This is a genomic window from Streptomyces sp. NPDC029466 (assembly GCF_055574515.1).
On the sequence record NZ_JBVHZH010000002.1, the window covers coordinates 245,750 to 270,795 of the forward strand.

At 70.1% G+C, this 25,046-nt stretch carries 24 protein-coding genes; 17 read left to right on the plus strand and 7 right to left on the minus strand.

The window, feature by feature from the left end:
• Window positions 1-33: 33 nt before the first annotated feature.
• The gene (locus ACZ4XD_RS02855) at window positions 34-1,335 is read left to right on the plus strand and encodes a serine hydroxymethyltransferase (RefSeq protein ID WP_468037537.1); all 1,302 of its coding nucleotides are present in this window, start codon (window positions 34-36) and stop codon (window positions 1,333-1,335) included.
• Window positions 1,336-1,424: 89 nt separating this feature from the next.
• On the opposite strand, the gene ACZ4XD_RS02860 is transcribed toward ACZ4XD_RS02855, so the two are convergent.
• Window positions 1,425-2,747, minus strand: coding sequence for a cytochrome P450 family protein (locus ACZ4XD_RS02860; protein ID WP_468037538.1), 1,323 nt, complete (start codon window positions 2,745-2,747; stop codon window positions 1,425-1,427).
• Window positions 2,748-2,885: 138 nt separating this feature from the next.
• On the opposite strand from ACZ4XD_RS02860, the gene trpS reads away from it, so the two are divergent.
• From trpS to ACZ4XD_RS02875, 3 genes are all read left to right on the plus strand, one after another.
• Complete coding sequence (trpS, locus tag ACZ4XD_RS02865) at window positions 2,886-3,899, plus strand: tryptophan--tRNA ligase (protein ID WP_468037540.1); 1,014 nt, start codon at window positions 2,886-2,888, stop codon at window positions 3,897-3,899.
• Window positions 3,900-4,081: 182 nt separating this feature from the next.
• On the plus strand, window positions 4,082-4,666 hold the full coding sequence (locus ACZ4XD_RS02870; protein WP_468037542.1) for a 2'-5' RNA ligase family protein: 585 nt from the start codon (window positions 4,082-4,084) through the stop codon (window positions 4,664-4,666).
• Window positions 4,667-4,858: 192 nt separating this feature from the next.
• Window positions 4,859-5,842 carry a YihY/virulence factor BrkB family protein gene (locus ACZ4XD_RS02875; protein ID WP_468037544.1) on the plus strand — a complete coding sequence of 328 codons (984 nt, stop codon included), beginning with the start codon at window positions 4,859-4,861 and terminating at the stop codon, window positions 5,840-5,842.
• Between the two features lie 111 nt (window positions 5,843-5,953).
• Here ACZ4XD_RS02875 and ACZ4XD_RS02880 read toward each other — a convergent pair whose 3' ends face one another.
• Complete coding sequence (locus ACZ4XD_RS02880; protein WP_468037546.1) at window positions 5,954-7,378, minus strand: D-alanyl-D-alanine carboxypeptidase family protein; 1,425 nt, start codon at window positions 7,376-7,378, stop codon at window positions 5,954-5,956.
• Between the two features lie 10 nt (window positions 7,379-7,388).
• Here ACZ4XD_RS02880 and ACZ4XD_RS02885 point away from each other — a divergent pair, with 10 nt between their 5' ends.
• The 8 genes from ACZ4XD_RS02885 to ACZ4XD_RS02920 all read left to right on the plus strand — a co-directional run bounded on the left by ACZ4XD_RS02885 (window position 7,389) and on the right by ACZ4XD_RS02920 (window position 14,744).
• The gene (locus ACZ4XD_RS02885; RefSeq protein ID WP_468037548.1) at window positions 7,389-7,676 is read left to right on the plus strand and encodes an SCO4848 family membrane protein; all 288 of its coding nucleotides are present in this window, start codon (window positions 7,389-7,391) and stop codon (window positions 7,674-7,676) included.
• Between the two features lie 22 nt (window positions 7,677-7,698).
• Window positions 7,699-9,066 carry a metallophosphoesterase gene (locus ACZ4XD_RS02890; protein ID WP_468037550.1) on the plus strand — a complete coding sequence of 456 codons (1,368 nt, stop codon included), beginning with the start codon at window positions 7,699-7,701 and terminating at the stop codon, window positions 9,064-9,066.
• A gap of 216 nt (window positions 9,067-9,282) precedes the next feature.
• Window positions 9,283-9,594, plus strand: a complete 312-nt coding sequence (locus tag ACZ4XD_RS02895) for a hypothetical protein (RefSeq protein ID WP_468037552.1) — start codon at window positions 9,283-9,285, stop codon at window positions 9,592-9,594.
• 69 nt (window positions 9,595-9,663) lie between these two features.
• Window positions 9,664-11,076 (plus strand): hypothetical protein, encoded by a 1,413-nt coding sequence (locus ACZ4XD_RS02900; protein WP_468037554.1) that lies wholly within the window; start codon window positions 9,664-9,666, stop codon window positions 11,074-11,076.
• A gap of 115 nt (window positions 11,077-11,191) precedes the next feature.
• Complete coding sequence (locus ACZ4XD_RS02905; protein ID WP_468037556.1) at window positions 11,192-12,373, plus strand: S8 family serine peptidase; 1,182 nt, start codon at window positions 11,192-11,194, stop codon at window positions 12,371-12,373.
• A 65-nt stretch (window positions 12,374-12,438) separates the two neighbouring features.
• Window positions 12,439-13,083 (plus strand): hypothetical protein, encoded by a 645-nt coding sequence (locus ACZ4XD_RS02910; RefSeq protein ID WP_468037558.1) that lies wholly within the window; start codon window positions 12,439-12,441, stop codon window positions 13,081-13,083.
• Window positions 13,084-13,211: 128 nt separating this feature from the next.
• Window positions 13,212-13,715, plus strand: coding sequence for an FBP domain-containing protein (locus ACZ4XD_RS02915; protein ID WP_468037560.1), 504 nt, complete (start codon window positions 13,212-13,214; stop codon window positions 13,713-13,715).
• A 201-nt stretch (window positions 13,716-13,916) separates the two neighbouring features.
• Window positions 13,917-14,744: a hypothetical protein gene (locus tag ACZ4XD_RS02920; RefSeq protein ID WP_468037562.1), complete on the plus strand. Its 828-nt coding sequence runs from the start codon at window positions 13,917-13,919 to the stop codon at window positions 14,742-14,744.
• Here ACZ4XD_RS02920 and ACZ4XD_RS02925 read toward each other — a convergent pair.
• The 5 genes from ACZ4XD_RS02925 to ACZ4XD_RS02945 all read right to left on the minus strand — a co-directional run bounded on the left by ACZ4XD_RS02925 (window position 14,728) and on the right by ACZ4XD_RS02945 (window position 19,149).
• Window positions 14,728-15,501 carry a succinate dehydrogenase iron-sulfur subunit gene (locus ACZ4XD_RS02925; protein WP_468037564.1) on the minus strand — a complete coding sequence of 258 codons (774 nt, stop codon included), beginning with the start codon at window positions 15,499-15,501 and terminating at the stop codon, window positions 14,728-14,730. The two genes, ACZ4XD_RS02920 and ACZ4XD_RS02925, sit on opposite strands and share 17 nt — an antisense overlap.
• A complete protein-coding gene (gene sdhA, locus ACZ4XD_RS02930) occupies window positions 15,501-17,255 on the minus strand; it encodes a succinate dehydrogenase flavoprotein subunit (RefSeq protein ID WP_468037566.1) in 1,755 nt (584 codons plus the stop codon). Before sdhA ends, ACZ4XD_RS02925 begins: the two co-directional genes overlap by 1 nt.
• 19 nt (window positions 17,256-17,274) lie before the next feature.
• Window positions 17,275-17,760, minus strand: coding sequence for a succinate dehydrogenase hydrophobic membrane anchor subunit (locus ACZ4XD_RS02935; RefSeq protein ID WP_387232934.1), 486 nt, complete (start codon window positions 17,758-17,760; stop codon window positions 17,275-17,277).
• 6 nt (window positions 17,761-17,766) lie between these two features.
• Complete coding sequence (gene sdhC, locus ACZ4XD_RS02940; RefSeq protein ID WP_078885501.1) at window positions 17,767-18,147, minus strand: succinate dehydrogenase, cytochrome b556 subunit; 381 nt, start codon at window positions 18,145-18,147, stop codon at window positions 17,767-17,769.
• A 204-nt stretch (window positions 18,148-18,351) separates the two neighbouring features.
• A complete protein-coding gene (locus ACZ4XD_RS02945) occupies window positions 18,352-19,149 on the minus strand; it encodes a 2-oxo-4-hydroxy-4-carboxy-5-ureidoimidazoline decarboxylase (protein ID WP_468037568.1) in 798 nt (265 codons plus the stop codon).
• A 134-nt stretch (window positions 19,150-19,283) separates the two neighbouring features.
• Here ACZ4XD_RS02945 and ACZ4XD_RS02950 point away from each other — a divergent pair, with 134 nt between their 5' ends.
• The 5 genes from ACZ4XD_RS02950 to ACZ4XD_RS02970 all read left to right on the plus strand — a co-directional run bounded on the left by ACZ4XD_RS02950 (window position 19,284) and on the right by ACZ4XD_RS02970 (window position 24,855).
• Window positions 19,284-21,002, plus strand: a complete 1,719-nt coding sequence (locus ACZ4XD_RS02950) for a beta-N-acetylhexosaminidase (RefSeq protein ID WP_468037570.1) — start codon at window positions 19,284-19,286, stop codon at window positions 21,000-21,002.
• Between the two features lie 344 nt (window positions 21,003-21,346).
• Window positions 21,347-21,958 carry a hypothetical protein gene (locus tag ACZ4XD_RS02955; RefSeq protein WP_468037572.1) on the plus strand — a complete coding sequence of 204 codons (612 nt, stop codon included), beginning with the start codon at window positions 21,347-21,349 and terminating at the stop codon, window positions 21,956-21,958.
• Between the two features lie 50 nt (window positions 21,959-22,008).
• Window positions 22,009-22,353, plus strand: coding sequence for a hypothetical protein (locus tag ACZ4XD_RS02960; protein ID WP_468037574.1), 345 nt, complete (start codon window positions 22,009-22,011; stop codon window positions 22,351-22,353).
• Window positions 22,354-23,029: 676 nt separating this feature from the next.
• Window positions 23,030-23,821 carry an RNA polymerase sigma factor gene (locus ACZ4XD_RS02965; RefSeq protein ID WP_468037576.1) on the plus strand — a complete coding sequence of 264 codons (792 nt, stop codon included), beginning with the start codon at window positions 23,030-23,032 and terminating at the stop codon, window positions 23,819-23,821.
• Window positions 23,821-24,855 carry a hypothetical protein gene (locus ACZ4XD_RS02970; protein WP_468037578.1) on the plus strand — a complete coding sequence of 345 codons (1,035 nt, stop codon included), beginning with the start codon at window positions 23,821-23,823 and terminating at the stop codon, window positions 24,853-24,855. The genes ACZ4XD_RS02965 and ACZ4XD_RS02970 overlap by 1 nt, the downstream gene beginning before the upstream one ends.
• Window positions 24,856-25,046: the final 191 nt, after the last annotated feature.

The following is a 25,046-nucleotide window of genomic DNA, read 5'->3' on the forward strand; positions in this document are numbered from 1 at the left end:
CGGCAACACCGATCGACCGCCCCGGAGGACGCCATGTCCCAGCCCCATGCCACTCAGCCCCATGCCGCACAGCCCCTTTCGCATCCCGCGCTGAGCGCCGCCGACCCCGAACTGGCCGCGCTGGTCGGCGCCGAGGAGCAGCTCCAGGCCGACACCCTGCGGCTGATCCCCAGCGAGAACTACGTCTCCGCCGCCGTCCTGGAAGCCACCGGCACCGTCCTTCAGAACAAGTACAGCGAGGGGTACGCGGGCCGTCGCTACTACGAAGGCCAGCAGAACATCGACCAGGTCGAAACCCTGGCCGTCGAGCGCGCCAAGGCCGTCTTCGGCGTGGAGCACGCCAACGTCCAGCCCTACTCCGGCTCGCCCGCCAACCTCGCCGCCTACCTCGCCTTCGCCGAGCCCGGTGACACCGTGCTGGGCATGGCGCTGCCGATGGGCGGCCACCTCACGCACGGTTGGGGCGTCTCGGCGACCGGCACGTGGTTCCGCGGGGTGCAGTACGGCGTACGCCCGGACAGCGCGCTGATCGACTTCGACGAGGTGCGCGACCTCGCCCGCAAGGAACGCCCGAAGATCATCTTCTGTGGCGGCACCGCCGTCCCCCGCACCATCGACTTCGCCGCCTTCGGTGAGATCGCCCGCGAGGTCGACGCCGTCCTCGTCGCCGATATCGCGCATATCGCCGGCCTGATCGCGGGCGGCGCCCACCCCTCGCCCGTGCCGCACGCGGACGTCATCTCCACCACCACCCACAAGACCCTGCGCGGCCCGCGCGGCGCGATGCTGATGTCCCGGGCGAGCCACGCCAAGGCCGTCGACAAGGCCGTCTTCCCCGGCCTTCAGGGCGGCCCGCACAACCACACCACCGCCGCCATCGCGGTCGCGCTGCGCGAGGCGGCCGCCCCGTCCTTCCGTGACTACGCGCATGCCGTCGTCGCCAACGCCAAGGCGCTCGCCGAGGCGCTGCTGGCCCGCGGCTACGACCTGGTCTCCGGCGGTACCGACAACCACCTGGTGCTGATCGACCTCACCTCGAAGGAGGTCCCCGGCAAGGTCGCCGCGAAGGCGCTGGACCGCGCCGGCATCGTCGTCAACTACAACACCGTCCCCTTCGACCCGCGCAAGCCCTTCGACCCCTCCGGCATCCGCATCGGCACCCCGTCCCTCACCTCCCGCGGGCTGGGCACGGACCGGATGCCGCTGGTCGCCGAGTGGATCGACCGCAGCGTCCAGGCGGCGGCGAAGGGCGACGAGGACGCGCTGACGGTGATCCGTGGTGAGGTCGCGGAGCTGATGGCCGCCTACCCGGCGCCGGGGCTGCCGACGGCCTGAACGGGCGTGTCAGGGCGCCCCGTCCGGCACCCCGTCCGGCACCCCGTCGGGCGCCCCGTCCGGCACCCCGACCGGCTCACCGGCTGCGCTCAGCCCGGTGAGCCGGTGAGCCGGACCGGCAGGACGTCCGTGCTGTTGCCGATGAAGCTCTGGTGCGGTGGCAGCTCCGCGTCCGGGACGGCCAGGTCCAGCGCCGGATAGCGGGTGAAGAGCGCCTCCAGGGCGACGGTCGCCTCCAGCCGGGCCAGTGGCGCGCCCAGGCAGTAGTGCGGCCCGTGGCCGAAGGACAGATGCCGGGTGGCGGGCCGCCGGGTGACATCGAACCGGTCCGCGTCGGGCCCGTACGCCGCCGGGTCCCGGCCGGCCGCCGAGTAGGAGGCCAGCATCGGGGTGCCCCGCGGGACGACCGTGCCGCCGAGCTCCAGGTCCCGGACCGGGTAGCGGAACGGGAAGTGGGCGACCGGGCTGTCGTGGCGCAGCGTCTCCTCGACCACGTCGTCCCAGGTCGCCCGCCCGGCCCGGACCAGCTCCAGCTGCTCGCGGTCGGTGCACAGGGCCCGCACCGCGTTGGTGATCAGATTGAGCGTGGTCTCATGCCCGGCGATGATCATCAGCAGCAGGGTGCCGACCAGCTCGCGGGCGCTCAGCCGGTCGCCGTCCTCCTCCTGGGCGGCGATCAGCGCGCTGGTCAGATCGTCGCCGGGGTCCGCCCGCCGGGCCTCGGCGACCTGCCCGAGGACGGCGGTGATCTCCCGGTTGGCCGCCTGCACCTGGGCCGCCGTACCGGTCGTGCCCACGATCAGGTTCGACAGCGCGTGCAGCCGGTCGCGTAACGCGGCGTCCACGCCCAGCAGTTCGCAGATCACGCTCATCGGCAGCGGATAGGCGAAGTGCCGGCGCAGCTCCACCGTGCCGTCGGCCCCGGCGGCGCCCGGCAGCCCGTCCAGCAGCCCGGCCGTCAGCGCCACCACCCGGGGCCGCAGGGCCGACACCCGCCGCGCGGTGAACACCTTGGTCACCAGGCCGCGCAGCCGCCGGTGGTCCGCGCCGTCGGCCGTGGTCATCCCGTCGACGGTGGCGAAGGTGGTGAGCGGCCAGCCGGGCGGCACGGTGCCGTCGTGCAGGGCCGTGAAATGGCGGGCGCTCTTGGCGACTTCGGGGTGCGAGAGGACCTCCCGCAGCACCGCGTGGTGGGTCACGGCGACCGCGGGCACCTCCCCGGGCAGGACGACGGGGACCACCGCACCGGCCTCCCGCAGCAGTGCGTCGGCCGCGGCCCGGCCGGCACCGCCGGGGCCGAGCCGGTGCGGCGCCGCGCCGCCGGAGCGCATCGGGCAGGAGGCCTCGGGCGGCGGGAGGGGCGCGGGGGCGGGGAGGCGGGCGTCCTCGGAGAGCGGCTGTCCATCGGTCATCCGACCCACGATTCCAGCTCCCGCCCGCCCCGAACAGGCCGCCGCGAACAGGCGCCGCGGCGCCGGAGGCCACCGGGCCCCGACGCCGCACACGCCACCACGCGCCGGGTCCCCTCCCCGACCTGAGACAATCGAGGCATGGCTCTCCAGCGTCCACGTGTGCTCTCCGGCATTCAGCCCACCGCCGGCTCCTTCCACCTCGGCAATTACCTCGGTGCGGTACGCCAGTGGGTGGCGCTCCAGGAGTCCCACGACGCCTTCTACATGGTGGTCGACCTGCATGCGATCACCGTTCCGCAGGACCCGGCGGAACTGCGCAGCAACACCCGGATCGCGGCCGCCCAGCTGCTGGCCGCCGGTCTCGACCCGGAGCGCTGCACGCTCTTCGTCCAGAGCCATGTGCCCGAGCACGCCCAGCTCGGCTGGGTCATGAACTGCCTCACCGGCTTCGGCGAGGCGTCCCGGATGACCCAGTTCAAGGACAAGTCCGCCAAGCAGGGCGCCGACCGCACCTCCGTCGGCCTGTTCACGTACCCGATCCTCCAGATCGCCGACATCCTGCTCTACCAGGCCCACCAGGTCCCGGTCGGCGAGGACCAGCGCCAGCACATCGAGCTGACCCGCGACCTCGCCGAGCGCTTCAACAGCCGCTACGGCGACACCTTCACGATGCCGGCGCCGTACATCCTCAAGGAGACGGCGAAGATCTACGATCTCCAGGACCCGTCGGCCAAGATGAGCAAGTCGGCCGCCAGCCCCAAGGGCCTGATCAACCTCCTCGACGAGCCGAAGGTCTCCGCGAAGAAGGTCAAGAGCGCGGTCACGGACACCGACACGGTGATCCGTTACGACGCCGAGAACAAGCCCGGCGTCTCCAACCTCCTCACCATCTACTCCACCCTCACCGGCACCTCGATCCCGGAGCTGGAGCAGAAGTACGAGGGCAAGATGTACGGCGCCCTCAAGACCGATCTCGCCGAGGTGATGGTCGATTTCGTCACACCGTTCCGGGACCGTACGCAGGAATATCTGGACGACCCCGAGACGCTGGACGCCATCCTGGCCAAGGGTGCGGAGAAGGCCCGCGCGGTAGCCGCCGAGACCCTCGCCACCACCTATGACCGGCTCGGATTCCTGCCGGCCAAGCACTGACGCCACCCCCTCGCGCGGCGGCCCGCTGCCGGCCGCGCGGACCCCGCCGAGCCAGGGGGCCCCGCCCGTGGGCCCCTTGTCCGCTCGCAACAGGACCGAGGGCGCTCCCCGATAAGGGCGCGCACCCGGCACACTAAGAGGGTGCGCGAGCGCGCCGCACACACGTCAGGAGGGAGAACGCAGTGGGGACCGTAACGCTGGGCGTTTCGATCGCGGTCCCGGAGCCTTACGGCAGCTTCCTCCAGCGGAAGCGCGAGAGCTTCGGGGACCCTGCCGCACCCGGCATCCCCACGCATATCACCCTCCTCCCGCCGACGGAGGTACGCGCCGAGGCACTGCCCGGCATCGAACGCCACCTCGCCGAGGTCGCGGCCGGCTGCCGCCCCTTCCCGCTCCGCCTGGAAGGCACCGGGACCTTCCGCCCGCTCTCCCCGGTCGTGTACGTCCAGGTCACCGACGGGGTCGCGGGCTGCACCGCCCTCCAGGCCCGGATCCGCGCCGCCTCCGGCCCCTGCGCCCGCGAGCTCCAGTTCCCGTACCACCCGCATGTGACCATCGCCCACGGCATCTCTGAAGAGGCCATGGACCGCGCCCAGGCCGGGCTCCGGGACTTCACCGCGACCTGGACCATCGGCGGCTTCGCGCTCTACGAGCAGGGCGCGGACGAGGTGTGGCGCCTGGAGCGGGAGTACCCCTTCGGGCCCCAGACGGCCGCCGTCCCCCGCCAGGCCGCCGATCTCTCCCGCCCGCCGGCGCCCTCCTGCTGACGGCCGCACCCGCCGCGGGGCACGCACCTGCCCGCCCCGGCCCTCGATGGCCCGTAGGGCACGTATGAGCGTGCGCGTTTCCGGGGTACCCGGACGCTAGTGTTCCGGGACCGCCGGAACCGCCGGAACACCCGGAGCGCCGGCCGCCACCCCTGCCCGACCCGGCGGCCGACCGGGCACGAGGGGACTGCCATGAACTGGTTGAGCACACTCCCGGTCATCGGACCGGCCGTCCGCCGGCTGCTGACCACACACCTCTGGCGCGCCTACGAACGCATGCTCCGGGTGCACTGGACCAGGCTCTCCGCCGCGATCACCTTCACCAGCTTCGTCGCGCTCTTCCCGCTGCTCACCGTCGCCGCCGCGATCGGTGCCGCGCTGCTGAGCGACGCCCGGCTGCACACGCTGGAGAACAAGCTCGCCGAGCAGCTCCCCGGCCTCTCGGACCGGCTCGACATCGCCGGACTCGTCGCCCACGCGACCACCGTCGGCCTGGTGGCCGGTGCCGCGCTGCTGCTGACCGGCATCGGCTGGGTCGAATCGCTGCGCGACTGCCTGCGCGCCGTATGGGAGAAGCCCGACGAGGAGATCAACTTCTTCCTCGGCAAGCTCCGGGACGGCGCGCTGCTGCTCGGCGTGGGCGGGGTCGCCGTGCTCTCCCTGGCCTGCTCGACGTTCGCGTCCGCCGCGGTGGGCAAGGTGGCGGAGGCGATCGGCCTCCCGGAGGGCGGCATCGGCAGCGTGCTGCTCTCCGTCGCCGGTTTCGTCATCGCCGTCCTGGCGGACTTCCTGCTGCTGGCCTACATACTGACCAGGCTGCCCGGCGTCCATCCGCCGCGGCGGGCCGTCGTCGTCGCCGGCCTGCTCGGCGCGATCGGCTTCGAGCTGCTGAAGCTGCTGCTCAGCGGCTATCTCCAGGGCGTCGCCTCCCGCAGCATGTACGGCGCCTTCGGCACCCCGGTCGCCCTGCTGCTGTGGATCAACTTCACCGCGAAGCTGCTGGTCTACTGCGCTTCCTGGACGGCCACGGACGGGGAGCGGCGGCACGGGGAGGGCGACGAGCTCAAGGTGCCGGAGGGGCCGGACGGGGAGCAGGGACCGGAGGGGACGGACGGGCCGGAGGGGCCGGAAGGGCCGGAGGGGGAAGACGGGGAGGACCGGCCCCGGGCTGCGTAGCCGTAGCCGTAGCTAGCCGTAGCCCCGGCCCCGCCACACTCGCCTCCGCCCCGCCACTCGCCTCCGTCCCGCGACTCGCCTCCGTCCCGCCCAGCTCCCGTCCGCCGACGGTCACTTGCGGGGCCGACGCCCCCGTACCAGCTCCGGCAGCGGCCAGCGGCGGTGCACGGCGAACGCCACGACGCCGAGCAGCGCCAGCGCCCCGGTGGTGAGGCCCAGCGCGGTCCAGGCGCCGCTCCGGTCGCCGGCGCCGTCCAGCGCGGCCTGGGCGCTCCGGTCCCCGTTCTTGCCCTTGCCCTTGGCGCTCACCGCGCCGGTGCCGTCGTCCTCGCTCCGGGGGCCGACGAGCCGACCGACCGGCTCCACCTTGTCGGCCGCCGCGAAGCCCCAGTCGAGCAGCTTGGCGGCCTCCCGGTAGGCCTCGTTGTGCTCCTTCTTCTCCGGGTTCATGACCGTGACCAGGAGCTTGCGGTCGCCGCGCTGGGCGACGCCGGTGAAGGTCGACCCGGCGTTCGTCGTCGAGCCGTTCTTCACCCCCGCGATGCCCGGATACGGCTTGATGTCGTAATCGCCGCTCAGCAGCCGGTTGGTGTTCTGGATGCCGAACGTCGCCCGCTTGCCGTCCTTGCCCTTGTCACCGGGGAACTGCGCACTGGCCGTCGAGCAGTACTCGCGGAAGTCGGCGTTCTGCAGCCCCGACCGGGCGAACAGGCTCAGGTCGTACGCGCTGGAGACCTGGCCCGGCGCGTCATAGCCGTCCGGGGTCACCACATGCGTGTCGCGGGCGTTGAGCTCCTTCGCGCGGCGCTGCATCTGCGTGACGGTGGCCTTGGTGCCGCCGTTCATCGCCGACAGCGTGTGCACCGCGTCGTTGCCGGACCGCAGGAAGACCCCCAGCCACAGGTCGTGGACCGTGTAGCTCAGGTTCTCCCTTATCCCGACGAGGCTGCTGCCGGCGCCCATGCCCGCGAGGTCGGCGGGCTTGACCGTGTGCTTCTGGTCCTTGGGGAACTTCGGCAGGACCGTGTCGGCGAACAGCATCTTCAGCGTGCTGGCCGGCGCCAGCTGCCAGTGGGCGTTCTTGGCGGCCAGCACCTTGCCGGACTCGGCGTCCGACACGATCCACGAACGGGCGGTGAGGGTGTCCGGGCCCGGGAGCTTCGGCGCGCCGGGCCTCAGGGCCACCTGGACGCCGGGCGTACCCAGCCGGTCCCCGCCGATCTGCGACATCTTCGCCGGCGGCTTGGGCGCCTTGGGGTCGGCGTGCGCGGTGCCGGCCAGGAGCGGGGTGGCCAGCAGCCCGGAGGAGGCCAGTGCGGCGACGGTGCGCAGGGGGAAGCCGTGTCGCGCCGCACGTCCGGCGTTGCCGGTCGTGGCCGAGGCGTTCGGGGCGGTCGGGTCGGTGGGAGCCGTGGGAGCCGTGGAAGCACAGAAGGTCGTCGGCACGTCGGTGAACGTACCCGCCTTTGCCCGGGACGCCGACAGCACCCCACGGAAGAGTGCCCCTGCCGACCGCCGGATGGAGCCGCTGCCCATACTGGGACGTATGAAGCTCTCGCGCCCCGTGTCCTGGTTCCTGCTCGCCTTCGGGGTGTGGAGCTGGTTCATCTGGATCACTTTCGTCAAAAACCTCTGGAAGGACGGGAGCGGTCTCGCCTTCGACGACGCGGGTGACCCGACCGCCTACTTCTGGGTCCATCTGCTGCTCGCGGTGGCTTCCTTTCTCTTGGGGACGGCGATCGGGGTGATCGGGTTCCGTGGTGTACGGGCCTTGCGCCGCGAGGCCGCGAACCGCACGCCCGAGCCGCCTTCCTCCTCCTCGTCCGCCTCCTGAATCACGGGCACGGGGAGACGCCGTGATCTTCGCGCTGATCGTGGTCCCGGTCCTCGGACTGTTCTTCGGCGTGCACCGCTACCTGTGGTGCCGACTCGTCCGCGACACCACCACCCCCGGCAGCCGGCCCCGCCGTACGGGCACCGCTGCCGCCTTCGTCCTCCCCCTGACCACCCTCGCCGCCCTGCTGGCCGGCCGCGGCGGCGCCCCCTTCCCCCTCCAGCAGGCACTGGCCTGGCCCGGCTACCTCTGGCTGGCCCTGGTGCTCTATCTCACACTCGCGCTGCTGGTAGGGGAAGTGATCCGCGCGCTCGCGCTACGGGCCCTGCCCGACCACGAACCCACACAACGCACCCCACCACCCCCCGGCCCCCCTCACGGCCCCGGCCCCAAGCCCCCGCCGCCGCCCCCTGACCCGTCCCCCGACCCGGCCCCGGATCCGCCCCCTGGCTCTTCCCCGGAACTGCCCCCCACGCCGGCCCTCACTCCATCCCCGACTCCCTCCCCTTCCTCGTCCCCCACGCTCCTCCCGCCCCGCACTCCCGCGCTGCCGCCGGTGGCCACCCCGCCCCGCCGCCTCTTCCTCGCGCGGGCGGTCGCCGCCGGTGCCTCCCTCGCCGCCACGGCCGCCGTCGGCTACGGCACCGCCACCACCCTCCGCGGCCCGGTGGTCAAGCGCGTCACGATCCCACTGGCCAAACTGCCGCGCACCGCCCACGGCTTCCGGATCGCCGTGGTCAGCGATATCCATCTCGGCCCGGTCCTCGGCCGCGCCCACACCCGGCGCGTCGTCGAGACCATCAACCGCACCCACCCCGACCTGGTCGCCATCGTCGGTGACCTGGTCGACGGCAACGTCGCCGACCTCGCCCCGGCCGCCGAGCCACTGCGTGAACTGCGGTCCCGGCACGGCGCGTTCTTCGTCACGGGAAACCACGAGTACTACTCCGGCGCCGACCAATGGGTCGACCACGTACGGGAGTTGGGCATCCACCCGCTGGAGAACGCGCGCACCGAACTCCCCGGCTTCGACCTCGCCGGCATCAACGACGTAGCGGGCCAGACCGAACACGCCGGCCCCGACTACGACCAGGCCCTCGGCGACCGGGACCCCGCCCGCGCCGTGGTCCTGATGGCGCACCAGCCGGTCACCATCCACGACACCGTCCGATACGGCGTGGACCTCCAGCTCTCCGGCCACACCCACGGCGGCCAGATGTGGCCGTTCACCTACATCGCCGACGCCACCAACCCCACCATCGCCGGCCTGGAACGCTACGGCGACACCCAGCTCTACGTCTCCCGCGGCGCAGGCACCTGGGGCCCACCGGTACGCCTCGGCGCACCGCCCGACGTGACGGTGGTCGAACTCGCCTCCCTGCGCGCCTAGATCGCTACGCTGATCACCACGCGGAGGGGTTGCGCCGCGAAGGTAACAACCCCTCTACAAAGTGCGGCACAATCCTGCGCTAAATCGGACAGATCCCGACTTTCGATCTTGCAACACAGGGGCGCAACTCCCTAGAATTTATTGACTTTACGTTGTCCTTACCGTGACGGCTGTGCGGGCGCGCGAGGGGGACGAGCGGGGAACGGGGAGAGGGTCATGGGCAAGCACTTCAAGGTTGATCTGGACGAGCTGGACGGCGTCGTACGTCAGCTTCGGCACCTTCAGCACGACATGAATGAAACCGGCCAGAACGTCGAGTACGGCACGAACGTTCCGAAGTCGGCGTTCGGGATCAACTTCGGTGAGGCGGAGGAAGTCTCCAAGGCCCATGACCGCATGCAGACGTATCTGAAGGACGTCGTCAAGGCACTCCAGGACCTCACCCACAAGTTCGGCGAGAAAACAGAGGCGAGCCGCGGTGCCTATGAGGACCAGGATCACGAGACCAAGGTCTCGATGAACGGCTGACCTTCCACGGCGACGCAGGGATGAGGACGAGAGGGATGACGATGAACGGGGGTCGCTGTGGTTAGCGCCATGGAGGAGCGCGAGAGCGCCAAGGCGGTGGAGAAGCAGCGGGACGAGGAAGATCGGGCGAACAAGCTGAAGTCCTTCAAGGGCGAGCGCTTGACCCCGCACTCTCCTTCCGACTTCCACCACCACGGAATCAACGAGCTCCGGCAGATGATCGAGAACGCCAAGCCGGCGACGCTCGAGACCGCCGGTGACCACTGGCGCAAGTCCGCCGATCTGCTCGGGGGACATGACGGACACGGCGGCATCCGCAAGAAGTTCATGGATGCCGTCGATCACGCGACGGCGCACTGGGAGGGCTCGGCCGCCGAGGCGTTCCGCAAGGAAGCCGTCAAGGTGCTCGGCAAGATCGACAGAACGTACCGGCATGCCCGGAAGGCCGAGGCATCGCTGATCGGCTCGCGTGAGTCGGGCCCGGAGGTCGGTCTCGCTCACAACCTGCGCGAAGCCATGACCGCCATGTCGAAGATCCACGACCCGGGCAAGTGGGATCGCTTCAAGGACGACAGCGGCGACGACTCCCAGTTCCACCGGGACATGGCGAACCCGAAGATGGACGCCCGCCAGGCGCTGGAGCTCAACCGGGACAAGCTGTCCTTGACCAAGGAGCGCCAGGTCGAGGCGGTCATCGTGATGGATGAGCTGGCGTCTCACTACTCGGGGCGCGCGGAGATCTGGGGTGATGACGGCGACGACGGCCTCCACGGCGACTGGCCGAAGGAGCCCTCGAACACCCCGCACCCGCCTGCGGTACGGATGCCTGACACGGCTGACAGGTTCCACCCGGATCCGTCGTCGGTCACACCGCACCAGCCCAATGGCGCGGGCGGCGGAGCGGTTCCCCCCGGTTTCGACGGGCCCAAGGTCAGCCGTCCGGAACTCCCGGTCCAGACCGGACTCGACAGCTTGCAGGGCAGCACCATGACCCCGCCCTCGGCCTCCGGCGGACACAGCGGGATACCGTCCGGCGGCGGACATGGCGTGGTCGGCGGTCCGGGCGGTGGCCCGGGCGGCGGGATGCCTCCTGGCCCCTTCGGCGTGCCCGGGGGTATGCGGTCCGGTGGTGGCCGTGGTGCGCCGGGTGCCGGCGGTATGCGCGGAGGCATGCCGGGTGCGAACGGCGCAGGCGGAGCCAAGGGCGGCAAGGCGGCCGCAGCCGGACGTGGCGGTGCGCAGGCGCGTACCCGTGGCGGCTTGGTCGGCAAGCCGGGTGGCCCGGCCGGCGGCGCCAAGCAGGGCGGTGCGGGTCTGCATCGCAGCCGTGGTGGCAACCAGGCAGGTATGGGTGCTGCCGGAGCCAAGGGCAAGGACAAGAAGGAGAAGGAGCGCACCACTGGTCAGCGCCCCGACTACCTTGTCGAGGACGAAGAGACATGGACGCCGGAACGTAATGTGGCGCCCCGCGTGATCGAGTAGGACGCCGGTGCCGTCATACGGCGGCTGGTAAGGAGTGGCCCCGCGCCCGAGGGTGCGGGGCCTTCTCTTCTGATGGAACACTGCCGCCGGACAGCACAGCGAGAAGGAGCCAAGCATGAGGGTCACCCGAACACTGCGTGCGACGGTGGGTGCCGCGCTGACCGGCGCGCTGCTCATCACCGCGAGCGGTACCGCCTCCGCAGATCAGACACGCAAGGATCTGTGGCCGTTGGAGGCGTTCGGGGCCGAGCAGCTGTGGAAGGAGGCCACTGGTAAGGGTGTGACAGTGGCCGTGCTCGACACCGGATTTCGGCAGACCCATCAAGATCTGAAGGGACAGTTCCTTCCCGGGCCGGACTTCGGGAAGGCGACCCAGGAGGAAGGGGCCAAAGCCCTCAAGCCGGGCGAGAGCGCCCTTGACCACGGCACCGGCATGGCGGCGATCATCGCGGGCCACGGCCACGGTCCGGGGGGCTCCGAGGGCGTCAAGGGGCTGGCACCCGACGCCAAGATCCTTCCCGTTCCGGAGTACAAGAACTCCGGGCTGGCCACGCGCTGGGCGGCGGACCACGGTGCTGACGTCATCAACATGTCTTACACCGAGGGCCGTTCGGCTGATACGTGCGAAGCCATTCATTACGCCATTTCAAAGGGCGCCGTGGTGGTGGCCGGTATGGGCAATGAGGCTCTGACCGACAAGAACTATCCGGTGGGCTGCCCAGGGGTGATCGGTGTCGGTGCGGTCGATGCGTACGGGAAATCGGCCGAGTTCAACAATTACAACTCCGACATGGACTTGCTCGCGCCCGGGGTGAAGATCCCGGCCGCGACGGGCAAGAGCGACTCGAGCTACCACACCGAGAACGGCAATTCGGGCTCCACCGCCTACGTCTCCGCCGCAGCCGCCCTCCTCAAGGAGAAGTACCCCTCCCTCACTCCCGGTCAGATCGCCAACCGTCTGGTGAAGACGGCCGGTCTGCCCCAGGACCAGAAGGACCTCAAGCTCCCGGACGCCCACTACGGCTACGGCTTCATTCAGCCCGGTGCCGCCCTGCGGAAGAACATCCCCGCCGGCCCCAAGGAGGGCCCCCTGCCGATGCCGAAGGGCAAGGCGTCCTCGCAACTGGACGCCGGCGCGCAGGACGCCGACCCGCCCATGGGCGGCAAGGAGATGATGAACAAGGCCCTGCTCTACGGCGGCATCGGCGTCGGCGCTCTGGTGGTCATCGGGGCCGTCATCGCCATCGTCCGGGTGTCCCGCCGTCGCAAGAGCGCCGGCGGTCAGACCTGGAGCTGACCCCCCCACCCCACCCCCCAAAGCCCCCACCCGGCCAGCCGTGGCCGACTCAGAAGGAGAAGGCCGTGGTCTACGGCTCGCAGGTTTCGGCGCCACCCGAGGCTCCCGACGTGGCGCAGATACTGCGGGCCAATCGGCTTGCCCTGGCCCGGCTCATGGCGGTGCGTCTGCTGGTCGCCGGCCTTCTTGTGGCAGTTCCGGTGGTGATAGGCCGTCTCACCGGGACGAACTCGTTCTTCCTGGTGCTGCCCATTCCTTTCGGTGTGGGCACCTTCATTCTCACGGTGTACCGCGCCACTTGCGGAATCCGTGTCATCCAGTGCGCCAGAGTGCTCCGTGACTATCCGATGGAGTTCCACCCTCGGGTGATCAAGAAGCGTGAGCGGTGGACTCAGTACGGCAATGTCTACGAGGTCCGTGTGACGACGCGCGGGCAGCACGGGGCGCCGCTGATGCTGGCGGTGAATGCGGCCGGTCGCCGCCGTTGGCCGGAGGGCGTTGAACAAGGCGCGTGGCTCGCGGGTGACCTGCCCTTCGGCGGTGTTCTGGTGGTTCCGGGGAGTAACGCGATGCTGTTCCTGAAGCCGGCGGACTGGGAAAAGACCGCACGGAAACGGGAAGAAGCCGGTGCCGAGCGCACTGCGAGGGCGGAGCGGGCGAAGCTCAACAACAAGACACAGTGGGCGGTGATGATGCGGTCGAGCGCATGAGTGCCATGAGTACCGCGGGCGCGCCGGGTCCTCCTGTTGTCGCTGCCCGGCGGCGCCGTTCGGGGCCCGTCTCGTGCGGCACGTAAATGAGGCGACGGGCCAGGGGACCCGCTGTTACCTTCCCGCTCATGGACCCCATAAGTGACAAAGCAATACGTGCCTCCTTCGTGAATTGCTCGAAGGGTGAGGCGAGCCGGATCAATCTCCCCGTGGGGCTGGCCGAATTTCCTTGGGACGACCTCGATTTCCTGGGGTGGCGTGATCCTGGGGCGCCGGACCGGAGTTATCTGGTCGCGCCGCGGGGTGACGGGATCATCGGGGTGACGCTGCGGCGGCCGCAGGGGGTGCGGCGGAGTTTCACCAAGACGACGGTGTGTTCGGTGTGTGTGACCGGGCATCCCGGGTCCGGGGTCAGTCTGCTCGCCGCGCGGCGGGCCGGGCCGCTGGGGCGGCAGGGGAACACCGTCGGGACGTATCTGTGTGCCGACCTCGCGTGCTCTCTCTACGTCCGGGGACGCAAGCGGTCCCAGCTCGCCGGACGGCATGAGGAGACGCTGCCGCTGGAGGAGCGGATCGCCCGTACGGTGCGGAACCTGGATGCCTTCCTGGGCAAGGTTCTTGAGGGGGAGTGAGTGAACGGCGCGAACGGCGCGTCCTCTGCCGCCGTGCTGTTTGCATGAAGCCCCCCTGAAGCGCCCACCCCCGAAGCCTCACCGAGATCCCGCACCCCAAATCCCTCACCCTACCCACCAGTTCTGGTTGCGGCCGTCCCGCCGCCGACAGATCCTCGGTGCACGTCGCAGGGGAGGCGGCGTGGAACCAGGGGGACGAACGTGCTGCGAGTGCACTTCACCGCGCAGGATCTGGCGCGTACGCGAGTGGCCGAAGGGGCCGACCCGTTATGGGAGACGGTGCTGAGCCTGCATGCCCTACGGGAGAGCCGGACCGAACCGGCGCTGGCTGCCTGGCGGCAGCATGCCGTGCGGCACGGTCCCGGGCCGCTGCGGACCTTGCTGCCGCTGGTGCCGCGGCACGGCTACTTCCCGGACTTCCTCACGCCGTTCGCGGGCCTGGACGGGGTCGAGCCGGGACTGGAGGCCGTGATGAGCACCCCGCGGCAGCGGCTGCGGTCCGAGCTGGTGCTGCTGTCCGGGCACCGGGCGCTGCCGGGCTGGGTGCGCGGGATCGCGGACGGGGAGCCGGCCGCGCTGCGCCATCTCGCGCGCAGTCTGCGGACGTACCACCACCGGGCGGTGGCGCCGAGCTGGCCGCGGATCGCCGAACGGGTCGGCGCGGACCGGGCGTTGCGCAGGCATGCACTGGCGCAGGCCGGGGCGGAGGCGATGCTGCGGACCTTCGGGCCGGTGATGCGCTGGCGGCGGCCGGTGCTGGAGGTCCGCTACCCGGTGGAGCGGGATCTGTTCCTGGAGGGGCGGGGGCTGGTCTTCGTCCCCTCGTATTTCTGTCGTGACGTGCCGGTGGCGCTGGTGGATGAGGCGCTGCCGCCGGTGCTCGTGTATCCGGCGAAGGAACGGGAGAGCGCGCATGCCGAAGGGCCCCGCCCCCGGGGCTACGGAGGCGAGGCCCTTCGCGAGGTGCCGGCTCTGCTCGGCGGCCGGGTCGGGACCCGGATCGCCGCAGGGCTCAGAAGCGGCGGGTGATCAGCGCCCGCTTGACTTCCTGGATGGCCTTGGTGACCTCGATACCGCGCGGGCAGGCGTCCGTGCAGTTGAAGGTCGTCCGGCAGCGCCAGACGCCGTCCTTGTCGTTGAGGATTTCGAGCCGCTGCTCGCCGCCCTCGTCACGCGAGTCGAAGATGAAGCGGTGCGCGTTGACGATCGCCGCCGGGCCGAAGTACTGGCCGTCGTTCCAGAACACCGGGCAGGAGCTGGTGCAGGCGGCGCACAGGATGCACTTCGTCGTGTCGTCGAAGCGCTCGCGGTCCTCGGCGGACTGCCGGCGCTCACGGGTCGGCTCGTTGCCGGTCGTGATCAGGAACGGCATCACATCGCGGTACGCCTGGAAGAAGGGCTCCATGTCGACGACAAGGTCCTTCAGCACCGTGAGGCCCTTGATGGCCTCGACGGTGATCGGCTTCTCCGGGTTGATGTCCTTGATCAGCGTCTTGCAGGCGAGACGGTTGCGGCCGTTGATGCGCATGGCGTCCGAGCCGCAGATGCCGTGGGCGCAGGAGCGGCGGAAGGTCAGCGACCCGTCCAGCTCCCACTTGATCTTGTGGAGGGCGTCCAGGACGCGCTCCTTGGGGTCGATCTGCAGCTGGAAGTCCTCCCAGCTGGCGTCCTCCGAGATCTCCGGGTTGAACCGGCGGATCCGGAAGGTGACCGTGATCAGGTGCGACGCGCCGGCCTCGGCCGTGTCCGCAGCCGCGGAGTCCTTGTCGAGAGTCGGGGTGCTCATCAGTACTTACGCTCCATCGGCTGGTAGCGGGTCTGCACGACCGGCTTGTAGTCGAGGCGGATCGACTCGACGCCGTCTGCGCCCACCTCGCGGTACGCCATGGTGTGCCGCATGAAGTTGACGTCGTCGCGGTTGGGGTAGTCCTCGCGGTAGTGACCGCCGCGGGACTCCTTGCGGGCCAGCGCGGACACCGCCATGACCTCGGCCAGGTCGAGGAGGTTGCCCAGCTCGATGGCCTCCAGCAGGTCGGTGTTGAACCGCTTGCCCTTGTCCTGGATGGACACGTTCAGGTAGCGCTCGCGCAGCTCGCCGATCTTCTCGACCGCGGTCTTGATCGTCTGCTCGGTGCGGAACACCATCACATTGGCGTCCATGGTCTCCTGGAGCTCCTTGCGGATCTCGGTGACCCGCTCGCTGCCCGTGGAGTTGCGCAGCCGCTCGACCTGGTCGGCGACCTGCTTCGCCGGGTCCTCGGGCAGCTCGACGTACTCGGCGGTGGCCGAGTACTCCGCCGCCGCGATACCGGCCCGGCGCCCGAAGACGTTGATGTCCAGCAGCGAGTTGGTGCCCAGGCGGTTGGCGCCGTGGACCGAGACGCAGGCGACCTCGCCGGCCGCGTACAGGCCGGGCACGACGGTGGTGTTGTCCGCCAGGACCTCACCCTCGACGTTCGTCGGGATGCCGCCCATGGCGTAGTGCGCGGTCGGCTGGATCGGGATCGGGTCCGTGTAGGGCTCGATACCGAGGTAGGTCCGCGCGAACTCGGTGATGTCCGGGAGCTTGGCGTCCAGCTGCTCCGGCGGCAGGTGGGTCAGGTCCAGGAAGACGTGGTCGCCCTCCGGACCGCAGCCGCGGCCCTCACGGATCTCCGTGTAGATGGAGCGCGAGACGACGTCACGCGAGGCGAGGTCCTTCATGACGGGCGCGTACTTCTCCATGAAGCGCTCGCCGTCCTTGTTGCGAAGGATGCCGCCCTCGCCGCGCGCACCCTCGGTCAGGAGGATGCCCATGCGCCAGATGCCCGTCGGGTGGAACTGGAAGAACTCCATGTCCTCCAGCGGCAGCCCGCGGCGGTAGGCCGCGGCCTGGCCGTCACCGGTCAGGGTGTGCGCGTTGGAGGTCACCTTGAAGAACTTGCCGGTGCCGCCGGACGCGAAGATGATCGCCTTCGCCTGGAAGACGTGGATCTCGCCGGTGGCCAGCTCGTACGCGACGACGCCCGCGGACTTCTTGACGCCGTCGACGTCCTGGAGCAGCAGGTCGAGCACGTAGAACTCGTTGAAGAACTCCACGCCCTCCTTGACGCAGTTCTGGTACAGCGTCTGGAGGATCATGTGGCCGGTGCGGTCCGAGGCGTAGCAGGACCGGCGGACCGGGGCCTCACCGTGGTTACGGGAGTGACCGCCGAAGCGGCGCTGGTCGATCGTGCCGTCCGGCGTGCGGTTGAACGGCAGGCCCATCTTCTCCAGGTCGAGGACCGAGTCGATGGCCTCCTTCGCGAGGATCTCGGCGGCGTCCTGGTCGACCAGGTAGTCGCCACCCTTGATCGTGTCGAAGGTGTGCCACTCCCAGTTGTCTTCCTCGACGTTCGCGAGGGCCGCGGCCATGCCGCCCTGGGCGGCGCCGGTGTGGGAGCGGGTCGGGTAGAGCTTCGTCAGGACCGCGGTGCGGCTGCGCTTGGTCGACTCGATGGCCGCGCGCATGCCCGCGCCGCCGGCGCCGACGATGACGGTGTCGTACTTGTGGATCTTCATGTTCCAGTCAGCCCCGGCTTCAGGAGATGTTCGGGTCGAAGGTGAAGATCACCAGCGTGCCCAGAAGGACGGTGAACACCGTCGCGGTGTACAGCAGCATCTTCAGCCAGAAGCGGGTGTTGTCCCGCTGTGCGTAGTCGTTGATGACCGTACGCAGGCCGTTGGCGCCGTGCAGCATGGCCAGCCACAGCATCAGCAGGTCCCAGACCTGCCAGAACGGCGAGGCCCAGCGGCCGGCCACGAACGCGAAGCCGATCTTGGAGACGCCGCCGTCGAGGACCAGCTGGATCAGCAGGTGGCCCAGGACCAGGACGACCAGCACGATGCCGGACAGCCGCATGAACAGCCAGGCCTGCATCTCGAAGTTGCCACGGGAGGCGCGCCCGGTCTTCTTGGTGCGCTTGCGCGGCGGCTCGATGACCGGGGCCGGGTGGTCCACGTCGTAGAGCGAGACGCCGTCCGTCCCGCCCGCCGCCGTGGTCTCTGCGGAGGTGGTTTCAGACATCTCGCGTCAGCTCCCGAACAGGGTGCGCAGGGTGTGCTGCAGCACGGGGTAGAAGGCACCGGCCATCAGGACGACCCAGATACCGACAACGGTCCACAGCAGCTGCTTCTGGTACTTCGGGCCCTTGGACCAGAAGTCCACCGCGACGACCCGCAGGCCGTTGAGCGCGTGGAAGAGGATGGCGGCCACCAGGCCGTACTCCATCACGTTGACGATCGGCGTCTTGTAGGTCGCTACGACGTCGTCATACGCCTCGGGGGAGACGCGGACGAGTGCGGTGTCGAGGACGTGAACGAACAGGAAGAAGAAGATGAGGACGCCGGTGACTCGATGAGCCACCCAGGACCACATGCCTTCCCGGCCGCGGTACAGCGTTCCAGCCGGCACGGAAAAACCCTCCGGGAGCGGGGATTGGGGCCAGCCGGCTTCTCTGTCGGTCGGGCCCGGCCGGGTACGGTCCACCGGCCCTGGCCATCGTAGCGACGTGTTGTCGGTTCCTTGCGCCGGGGTCCTTAGGTGTGATCAAACAGGCACCAACGGGCTATCACACAAGCACGAACCGGAATGTTCCAGGTCACAAGCCGCGATCCGTCACGGTCCCGAGGCCGTGAGCCGGGCGAGCCGTCCGCGGGCCAGCCGGCGCAGTTCGTCCGCGGCGACCGCCCGCTCCTCGTCCGGCTCATGGCCCAGCCGGGTGCGGATCCCGGACAGCACCTGGTCGAGCAGCTCCTCGTCGCGGTAGCCGTCCAGGCAGATCACGAAGACATGGCGGAAGCGCCGCTCGTACTCGGCGTGCGCGGCGCGCAGCGCGGTGTGGGCGGCCAGCGTGCCGGGGCCACGGGCGCCGACGAGCGGCTGCGGCGAGAGCGACTCCTCGGCGAGCGCCTCGTCCAGCTCGGCCGCCGTCAGGTCGTAACAGGCCTCGTCGGCCGCGGCGAGCAGGGACTCCGGATCCGGATACGGGCGGTGCGCGGCGACCCGCTCGGCCCAGCGGCGGCTGCCGCAACAGCTCAGGAGCGCGGCCAGGGCGTCCTCGCGGGGCAGGGTGTTGAAGCGGACGAGCCCGATGCCCTCGGTGCGGGGGTGCGGCAGCGCGGCGCCGCCGACCCGTGAAGATATGCCGCGCCGCGGGGGCTGCGGCGGGCGCAGCGTCGTCGGCCGGGCGGCCGGGATGTCACCGGACAGCGTGGGCCTCCTCGGACGGGTGCGAATAGGTCGGTTCGACAGGTGCGGGACGGGCGACTGAAGGAAGCTGGGGGAGAAGCGGACCGAAGCCGGGATGTACCAAGCGGCGGCGGGTAGGGCGGTGGTGCGTGTGCGACGTCCCCCCGGCGGTATCCGGCGGATCCGGGAGAGCCCTGTGAAGGGGGTGACGAACGGAGACGCCACGCTAACGACGCTTGGCGACCACTGTCCGACGGATGCGCGAATTTCACCCGGATGGGAGAGCTTTCGCGCGTTCCATGGACGGCCCGCTCCGCACACCTGGCAATGCCTTCGCCCCGAAAAGTGAGGATTGCACGATGTCGAACCCGATGCGGCCGCCGCGCGCCCCGCGGCCCTCGGCCTCCCTGCGCCCCGCGACGACGCCGACGAGGCGCACGGGCCCGGCGGCCCGGTCCGCACTGCCGGCCGCGGCACTCGCCGGTGCCCTGCTGCTCGCCGGCTGCTCCAACACGGCGGACACCGAGCCGCCCGGGAGCACCAGCGCCAAGGTCAACCCCCCGGCAGCGACCCCGACCTGGGCGCCGGTGACTGGGACGCCGCAGGTCATCCCCGCCGTCCGGGACTTCCGCCGGGCCGACGGCCGGGGCTGGCGGCCCTCCAAGGGGGCCCGGGTGGTCGTCCCGGCCGGAGAGAAGAGCAATGTCGCCGACGAGGCCCAGCGGATGGCCCAGGACCTCGGACTGACCGTCGTCTACGGCGACCAGACCGTCCAGCCGGGCGACATCGAGGTGAAGATCACCGGCAAGAACGGTGCGCAGCAGGCGAACAATGTGCCCGTCCAGAGCGCCGCCGACGAGGCCTACACCCTCACCGCCGACGGCACCCGGCTCACTCTCACGGCCCCCACCGACGCCGGAATTTTCTACGGCACCCGCACCGTCAAACAGGCCGTGCACGCGGCCGGTGGCCTTCCCGAGGGCACCATCCAGGACCGGCCGGGCCGTCCGCAGCGCGGCATGTCACTGGACAACGCCCGCAAGCCCTTCACCCAGGACTGGATCGAGGCCCGGATCCGGGAGATCGCCGACCTCAAGCTCAACCAGTTCCAGCTGCACTTCTCCGACGACCAGGGCTTCCGCATCCAGAGCGACACCCACCCCGAGATCGTCTCCGCCGACCATCTCACCAAGGCCCAGATCCGCCAGATCGTCGCGCTCGCCCGCAGCCTGCACATCTCCGTCGTCCCGGAACTCGACTCACCGGGCCACCTGGGCGCCGTGCTCAAGCACTATCCCGACCTGCAGCTGCGCCGTGTGTCGGGCACCGTGGTCCCCGGTGCGATCGATATCTCCAACCCCAAGGCGGCCCCGCTGATCGACTCGCTGCTGAAGGAAATGAGCGAGCTGTTCACCAACCCCGAGGGCGCCCCCGCCTACTGGCACCTGGGCGGCGACGAGTACCAGGCGCTGATGTCCTCCGACCCCGCCGCCAAGTACCCGCAGCTCGCCCGCGCCGCGCGGCAGAAGTACGGACCCAACGGCACCGTCGCGGACCTGACCACCGGCTGGCTCAACGACCGGCAGAAGACCGTGGAGGCCAAGGGCAAGAACCGTATCGAGGCCTGGAACGACGGATTCTTCTCCAGCCCGCGGGTGTCGCCCGACAAGAACCGGATGGTCGACTACTGGACCGGCAAGGAGGCCGGGCACCGTGACCCCGCGCAGTTCCTGCGCGAGGGCCGCAACGTCATGAACTTCAACGACGAGTACCTCTACTACGTCCTCGGCGAGCCCAACCAGTTCGTCTACCCCACCGGTCAGCGGATCTACGAGAGCTGGACGCCGCTGGTGATCCGCGGGACCCAGCCGGTGGCGGTGCCCGCGAACCTGACCGGCCCGGACCGGATTCCCGGGGCGCGCTTCGCGATCTGGTGCGACCGGTCGCAGGCACAGACCGCCGCGCAGGTGGCGGCCGGCATCCGGCTGCCGCTGGCGGCCCTGGCGCAGAAGACCTGGGACCCGCGGACGCCCGCCCTGTCCTGGACGGGCTTCAAGGCGCTGGCCGACCGCGTATGAGCGGTGGCCCGGTAAGAAACGGGTGAGAGAACGAGGACGGCGCTTCTGCGCGATACAGAGCCTGGTGAACAGGGATTTCATCGTCCGGGTCCGGGTTCTCGCTTTCCGCCTGGATCGGCCTTCATCCAGGTGTTTCTGACGGCTTCTGGCCGCTGTTGGTCACGCGTTGGCCACGTCCCAACCGTCGGGTTGGCCATTTGCGGGCTGTCGCACCAGCGAGATATCCACTTCTGGCGCGACAGCCCGCATGGAGGCTGCGGAGTACGGCATGCAGGACGGGGCAGCGATAAGCGCCGCCAACGCCCAGTGAGGTCGCGAGGCCAGAACAGGTCCGGACCGCGGCAGTGACTGATGTCCTGCCGCCACCAGCGATGCCCTTCCGTTTTCTCGGCAGCGAACTCTTCATCGGCTACGCCCCGCAGTGCTCGAAAGCCGAAAAACCTGTTGAACGTGGGCAGAGCCGCGTAATGGAGTGTCAACCACAACCTCGGAGTGGGCGCGACCAAGCCAACATCGAGGATCACGGGGAAAATTTAGGGGGAACTCATGCGGATCAATACGTCCCGCATAGTGAAGACTGCGGTGACAAGCGTCGTCGCCACATCAGCGCTCGTAATTCCGACGGCAAATTCCGCGACGCAACGTGCAAGCACCACAGCCGCAATTACGTCGTGCGGAACTACTACCGGGGACCTGCCCGCTACACACTGCGCTGCGGCACGAAGACGTGGGGCTGGAAGCACATCAAGGCGGGCCACGGCTGGAACGCGACTATGGACAAGTACATAAACGCAGCCATCTGGTCCGGAGCTCCAAACGGGCGAGGCGGCTACTCCACCTACACCCGGTCATGCCCGAGTTACGAGAAATTCCGTACCATCATCGGCACTCCTGCCGGCAACAATGACCTTCTCACTGCATACAGGGTCACTCGATTCGCCGCAGCCAAGTGCTAGAATCGGCTCGGTAAAGTATCGAGCGCTTGCATTCAAGGGGGGGGGTGCGCATGACGGGCCAAACGCCAGCTGAGCAGGCTCTGGCCTGTTCTTACACCACCGGTGACGGAAAAGTCAGGTTCAATGTCACTGAATTCTCGGTCGATCACCGACCGGACCGAAGCGTGACCTTGACGTACTGGCTCACTGTGGAAAGGCAAGGACTCCAGGAAGAGCATTGGGAATTCACTCTTCCTTGGGAGGACAAGTCCTTTCTGGATGTGCTCACCTCACCCTCCCCGGACCCCGAACGACTTCAGCAACTCGTGTACATCGTTCGTACATTGCTGGAGGAGTGGTGGGACACCAAGGGGCATAATCGGAAGTCGGCGAAGATGGGACACCAGCGTCCCTGAGTCACCGAAGTTCCATCGGCCCGGTCGCGGCACTACCTATCCATGGGAGGTCCCGCGACCGGGTCTTCTCGTTTTTGGGAGGCGGCTCTGCCTGTTCGTGCGCAACGTCCCAGGTCAGAGCGCTGGAAGCGAAGGGACGGCCGGGGCCGCCACCCCCCACAGGAGAGGCCCCGGCCGTCGTTCGCGAAGGGCCGGTGACGGCCCTCTATCCGATACAGCGCCAGGCGGCGCGAAAGCGTCACACGGGGTACGGGCAGGGGTACGGCCAGTGGTCTGGACGCGGGCCGGGACAGGCCCGTAACGTGCGGATCCGCGCTGGTAGGCGCACTGTTCGCGCCGCTTTCCGCGGCCCGGAAAGCCGTCCTCCCCAGGAGTGCCCGATGGATCCGTGCACGCACGCCGCCCGGGTGTCGGAGCTGCCGTGCGCACCCGCCTTTTCGGCCCCGCCGGAGCGGGTGGTGCGCCCCTCCCGAGTACGGAGCGCGGCGGCAAACGCGTTACGGTCAGCAGGAACAACCCGGGTTACCGGGGGTTTCCGGCCGACCGTGGCCGACGGCAGGCGGTGGCCGGCACAGCTCCGGCCCCCGGACGGAGCCGGGCCGGTGACGTGGCCGGGTGAAGCGAGAAAGCAGCAAGGACCGGGCGGCGGACATTCCGCGTGCGACAGGATGGACCCGTGCGAGGGGACGACATTCAGCCGGACGACCGTCGGCTGACGGTGGCCGTGCAGGCGGCGCAGGACGGCGACGAGGCGGCGTTCCGTACCGTCTACCGCGCCGTACATCCCCGACTTCTCGGATATGTACGGACCTTGGTGAGCGAACCGGACGTAGAGGACGTCACCTCCGAAGCCTGGCTCCAGATCACCCGTGACCTCGCACGCTTCAGCGGCGACGCCGACCGCTTCCGGGGCTGGGCCGCCCGCATCGCCCGCAACCGCGCCCTCGACCACATCAGGATGCGCGGCCGCCGCCCCGCGATCGGCGGCGACGAGACCGAACTGGCCGACACCCCCGGCGCGTCCGACACCGCGGGCGAGGCGCTCGAAGCCCTGGGCACCGGCCGCACCATGCGGCTGATAGCCCGACTGCCGCAGGACCAGGCCGAGGCTGTGGTGCTCCGGGTGGTGGTCGGGCTCGACGCCAAGAGCGCCGCGGAGGTGCTCGGCAAACGGGCCGGGGCGGTGCGCACCGCCGCACACCGCGGACTGAAACGGCTCGCCGAACTCCTCGGCGAGGAACCGGGCGGCGGCCGGGACACCCGGCAGGACAGCAGTCAGGACGGCGGCGAAGGCGGCGCCGGCCAGCAGGAAGGCACCCCCACCGGCCGGCCCGCGGCGGGCTCGCGCCGAGGTGGTGGAACGGTGAGCGGGGTGCCCGTACAGGGCAGAAGACGCCGCGACGGCATGGCGGAATCGTACGTACCAGGTGTGACGGAAACGGCCGCACGAACGCAGAAGGACATGTGATGGCCGACGACCGGTACAACTGGCTCGACAAGGACACCGCGGAGCGATTGCTGCGCGGTGAACAGGTCAGTGCCCGGCACGGTGACGGCGCAGGCGAACTGGAACAGCTCCTCAAGGCCGCCGCCGCGGTCGGCGCCAAGACGCCCGGCACCGCCGAACTCCCCGGCGAAGAAGCCGCCGTCGCCGCGTTCCGGCAGGCCGCCCGCCGCGGCGCCCACCACCGCGCCGCCGGCGAACCGTCCCCGAAGGGCCGCACCGCACGCCCCACGGCCTCCGTCGAACGCACCCGCCTCGGCCGCCCCTTCCGGCGCGGCTTCGCCGTGGCCCTCGCCGCCTGCGCCATCGGCGGCGTCGCCGTCGGAGCCGGCACCGGCGTACTGCCCAGCCCGTTCCGCGGCGCCGAACCCGACCCCGCCTCCAGCGTCTCCGCCGCCGAGACCCCCGGGCCGTTCGACACCCGCGAACCCGGCGCCCAGACCGACGGCACCACGGGCCACACCCCCGACCCCACCCCCGGCGGCAAGTCCGCCGGACCCACCGACACCCCCGCCCCCGGCAGCAGTTCCGGCGCCACCAAGCGCCCCGGCCGCGGCACCCCCGGCGGTGGCACCGGACGCGACGAGAGACCCGGCCACCAGGGCACCGCACAGCCCGGCACCGGCGACCGCAAGAACGTGCTGCTCGCCGTCTGCCAGGCCTATGAGTCCGGCAAACGGGACGGCATGGACCGCGACACGCTGCGCCGCCTCGAACGCAAGGCCGGCGGCCCCGACAAGGTGCACCTCTTCTGCCGCACCTACCTGGCGCGCTACCAGGACGGCGGCAGCTCGGGCAGCGACGACGGCTTCGGCGGCAGCACCGGTGACACCGGCCAGAGTGGCGGCGGCTCCGGTGGCGACGAGGACGACGACGAACACCCCTCCCAGACACCCGGCACCACGCCCGGCTCCGGCACGTCCACCCCGGCCCCGACGCCCTCGGTGACCACCACGGACCCCGGAAACGCCACCCCGAGCGACACCGCCACCCCGTAGGTGTGACGTTTTTCGAGCCGGTGACGCAGTACTGAATGAGCCGACTGGTCATCGGCTGCGCGAAGAGCCGGGGTTCCCCCCGTACCCACGGCTCAGCGCATCTGGCGCGGGCGGGGCACGTTCCCCCGGCCCTGCCCGCGCCGTCCCCCCTCTTTGCGCCTAAGCCGGCGCCGCTCTCGCGGAGGTGGTTG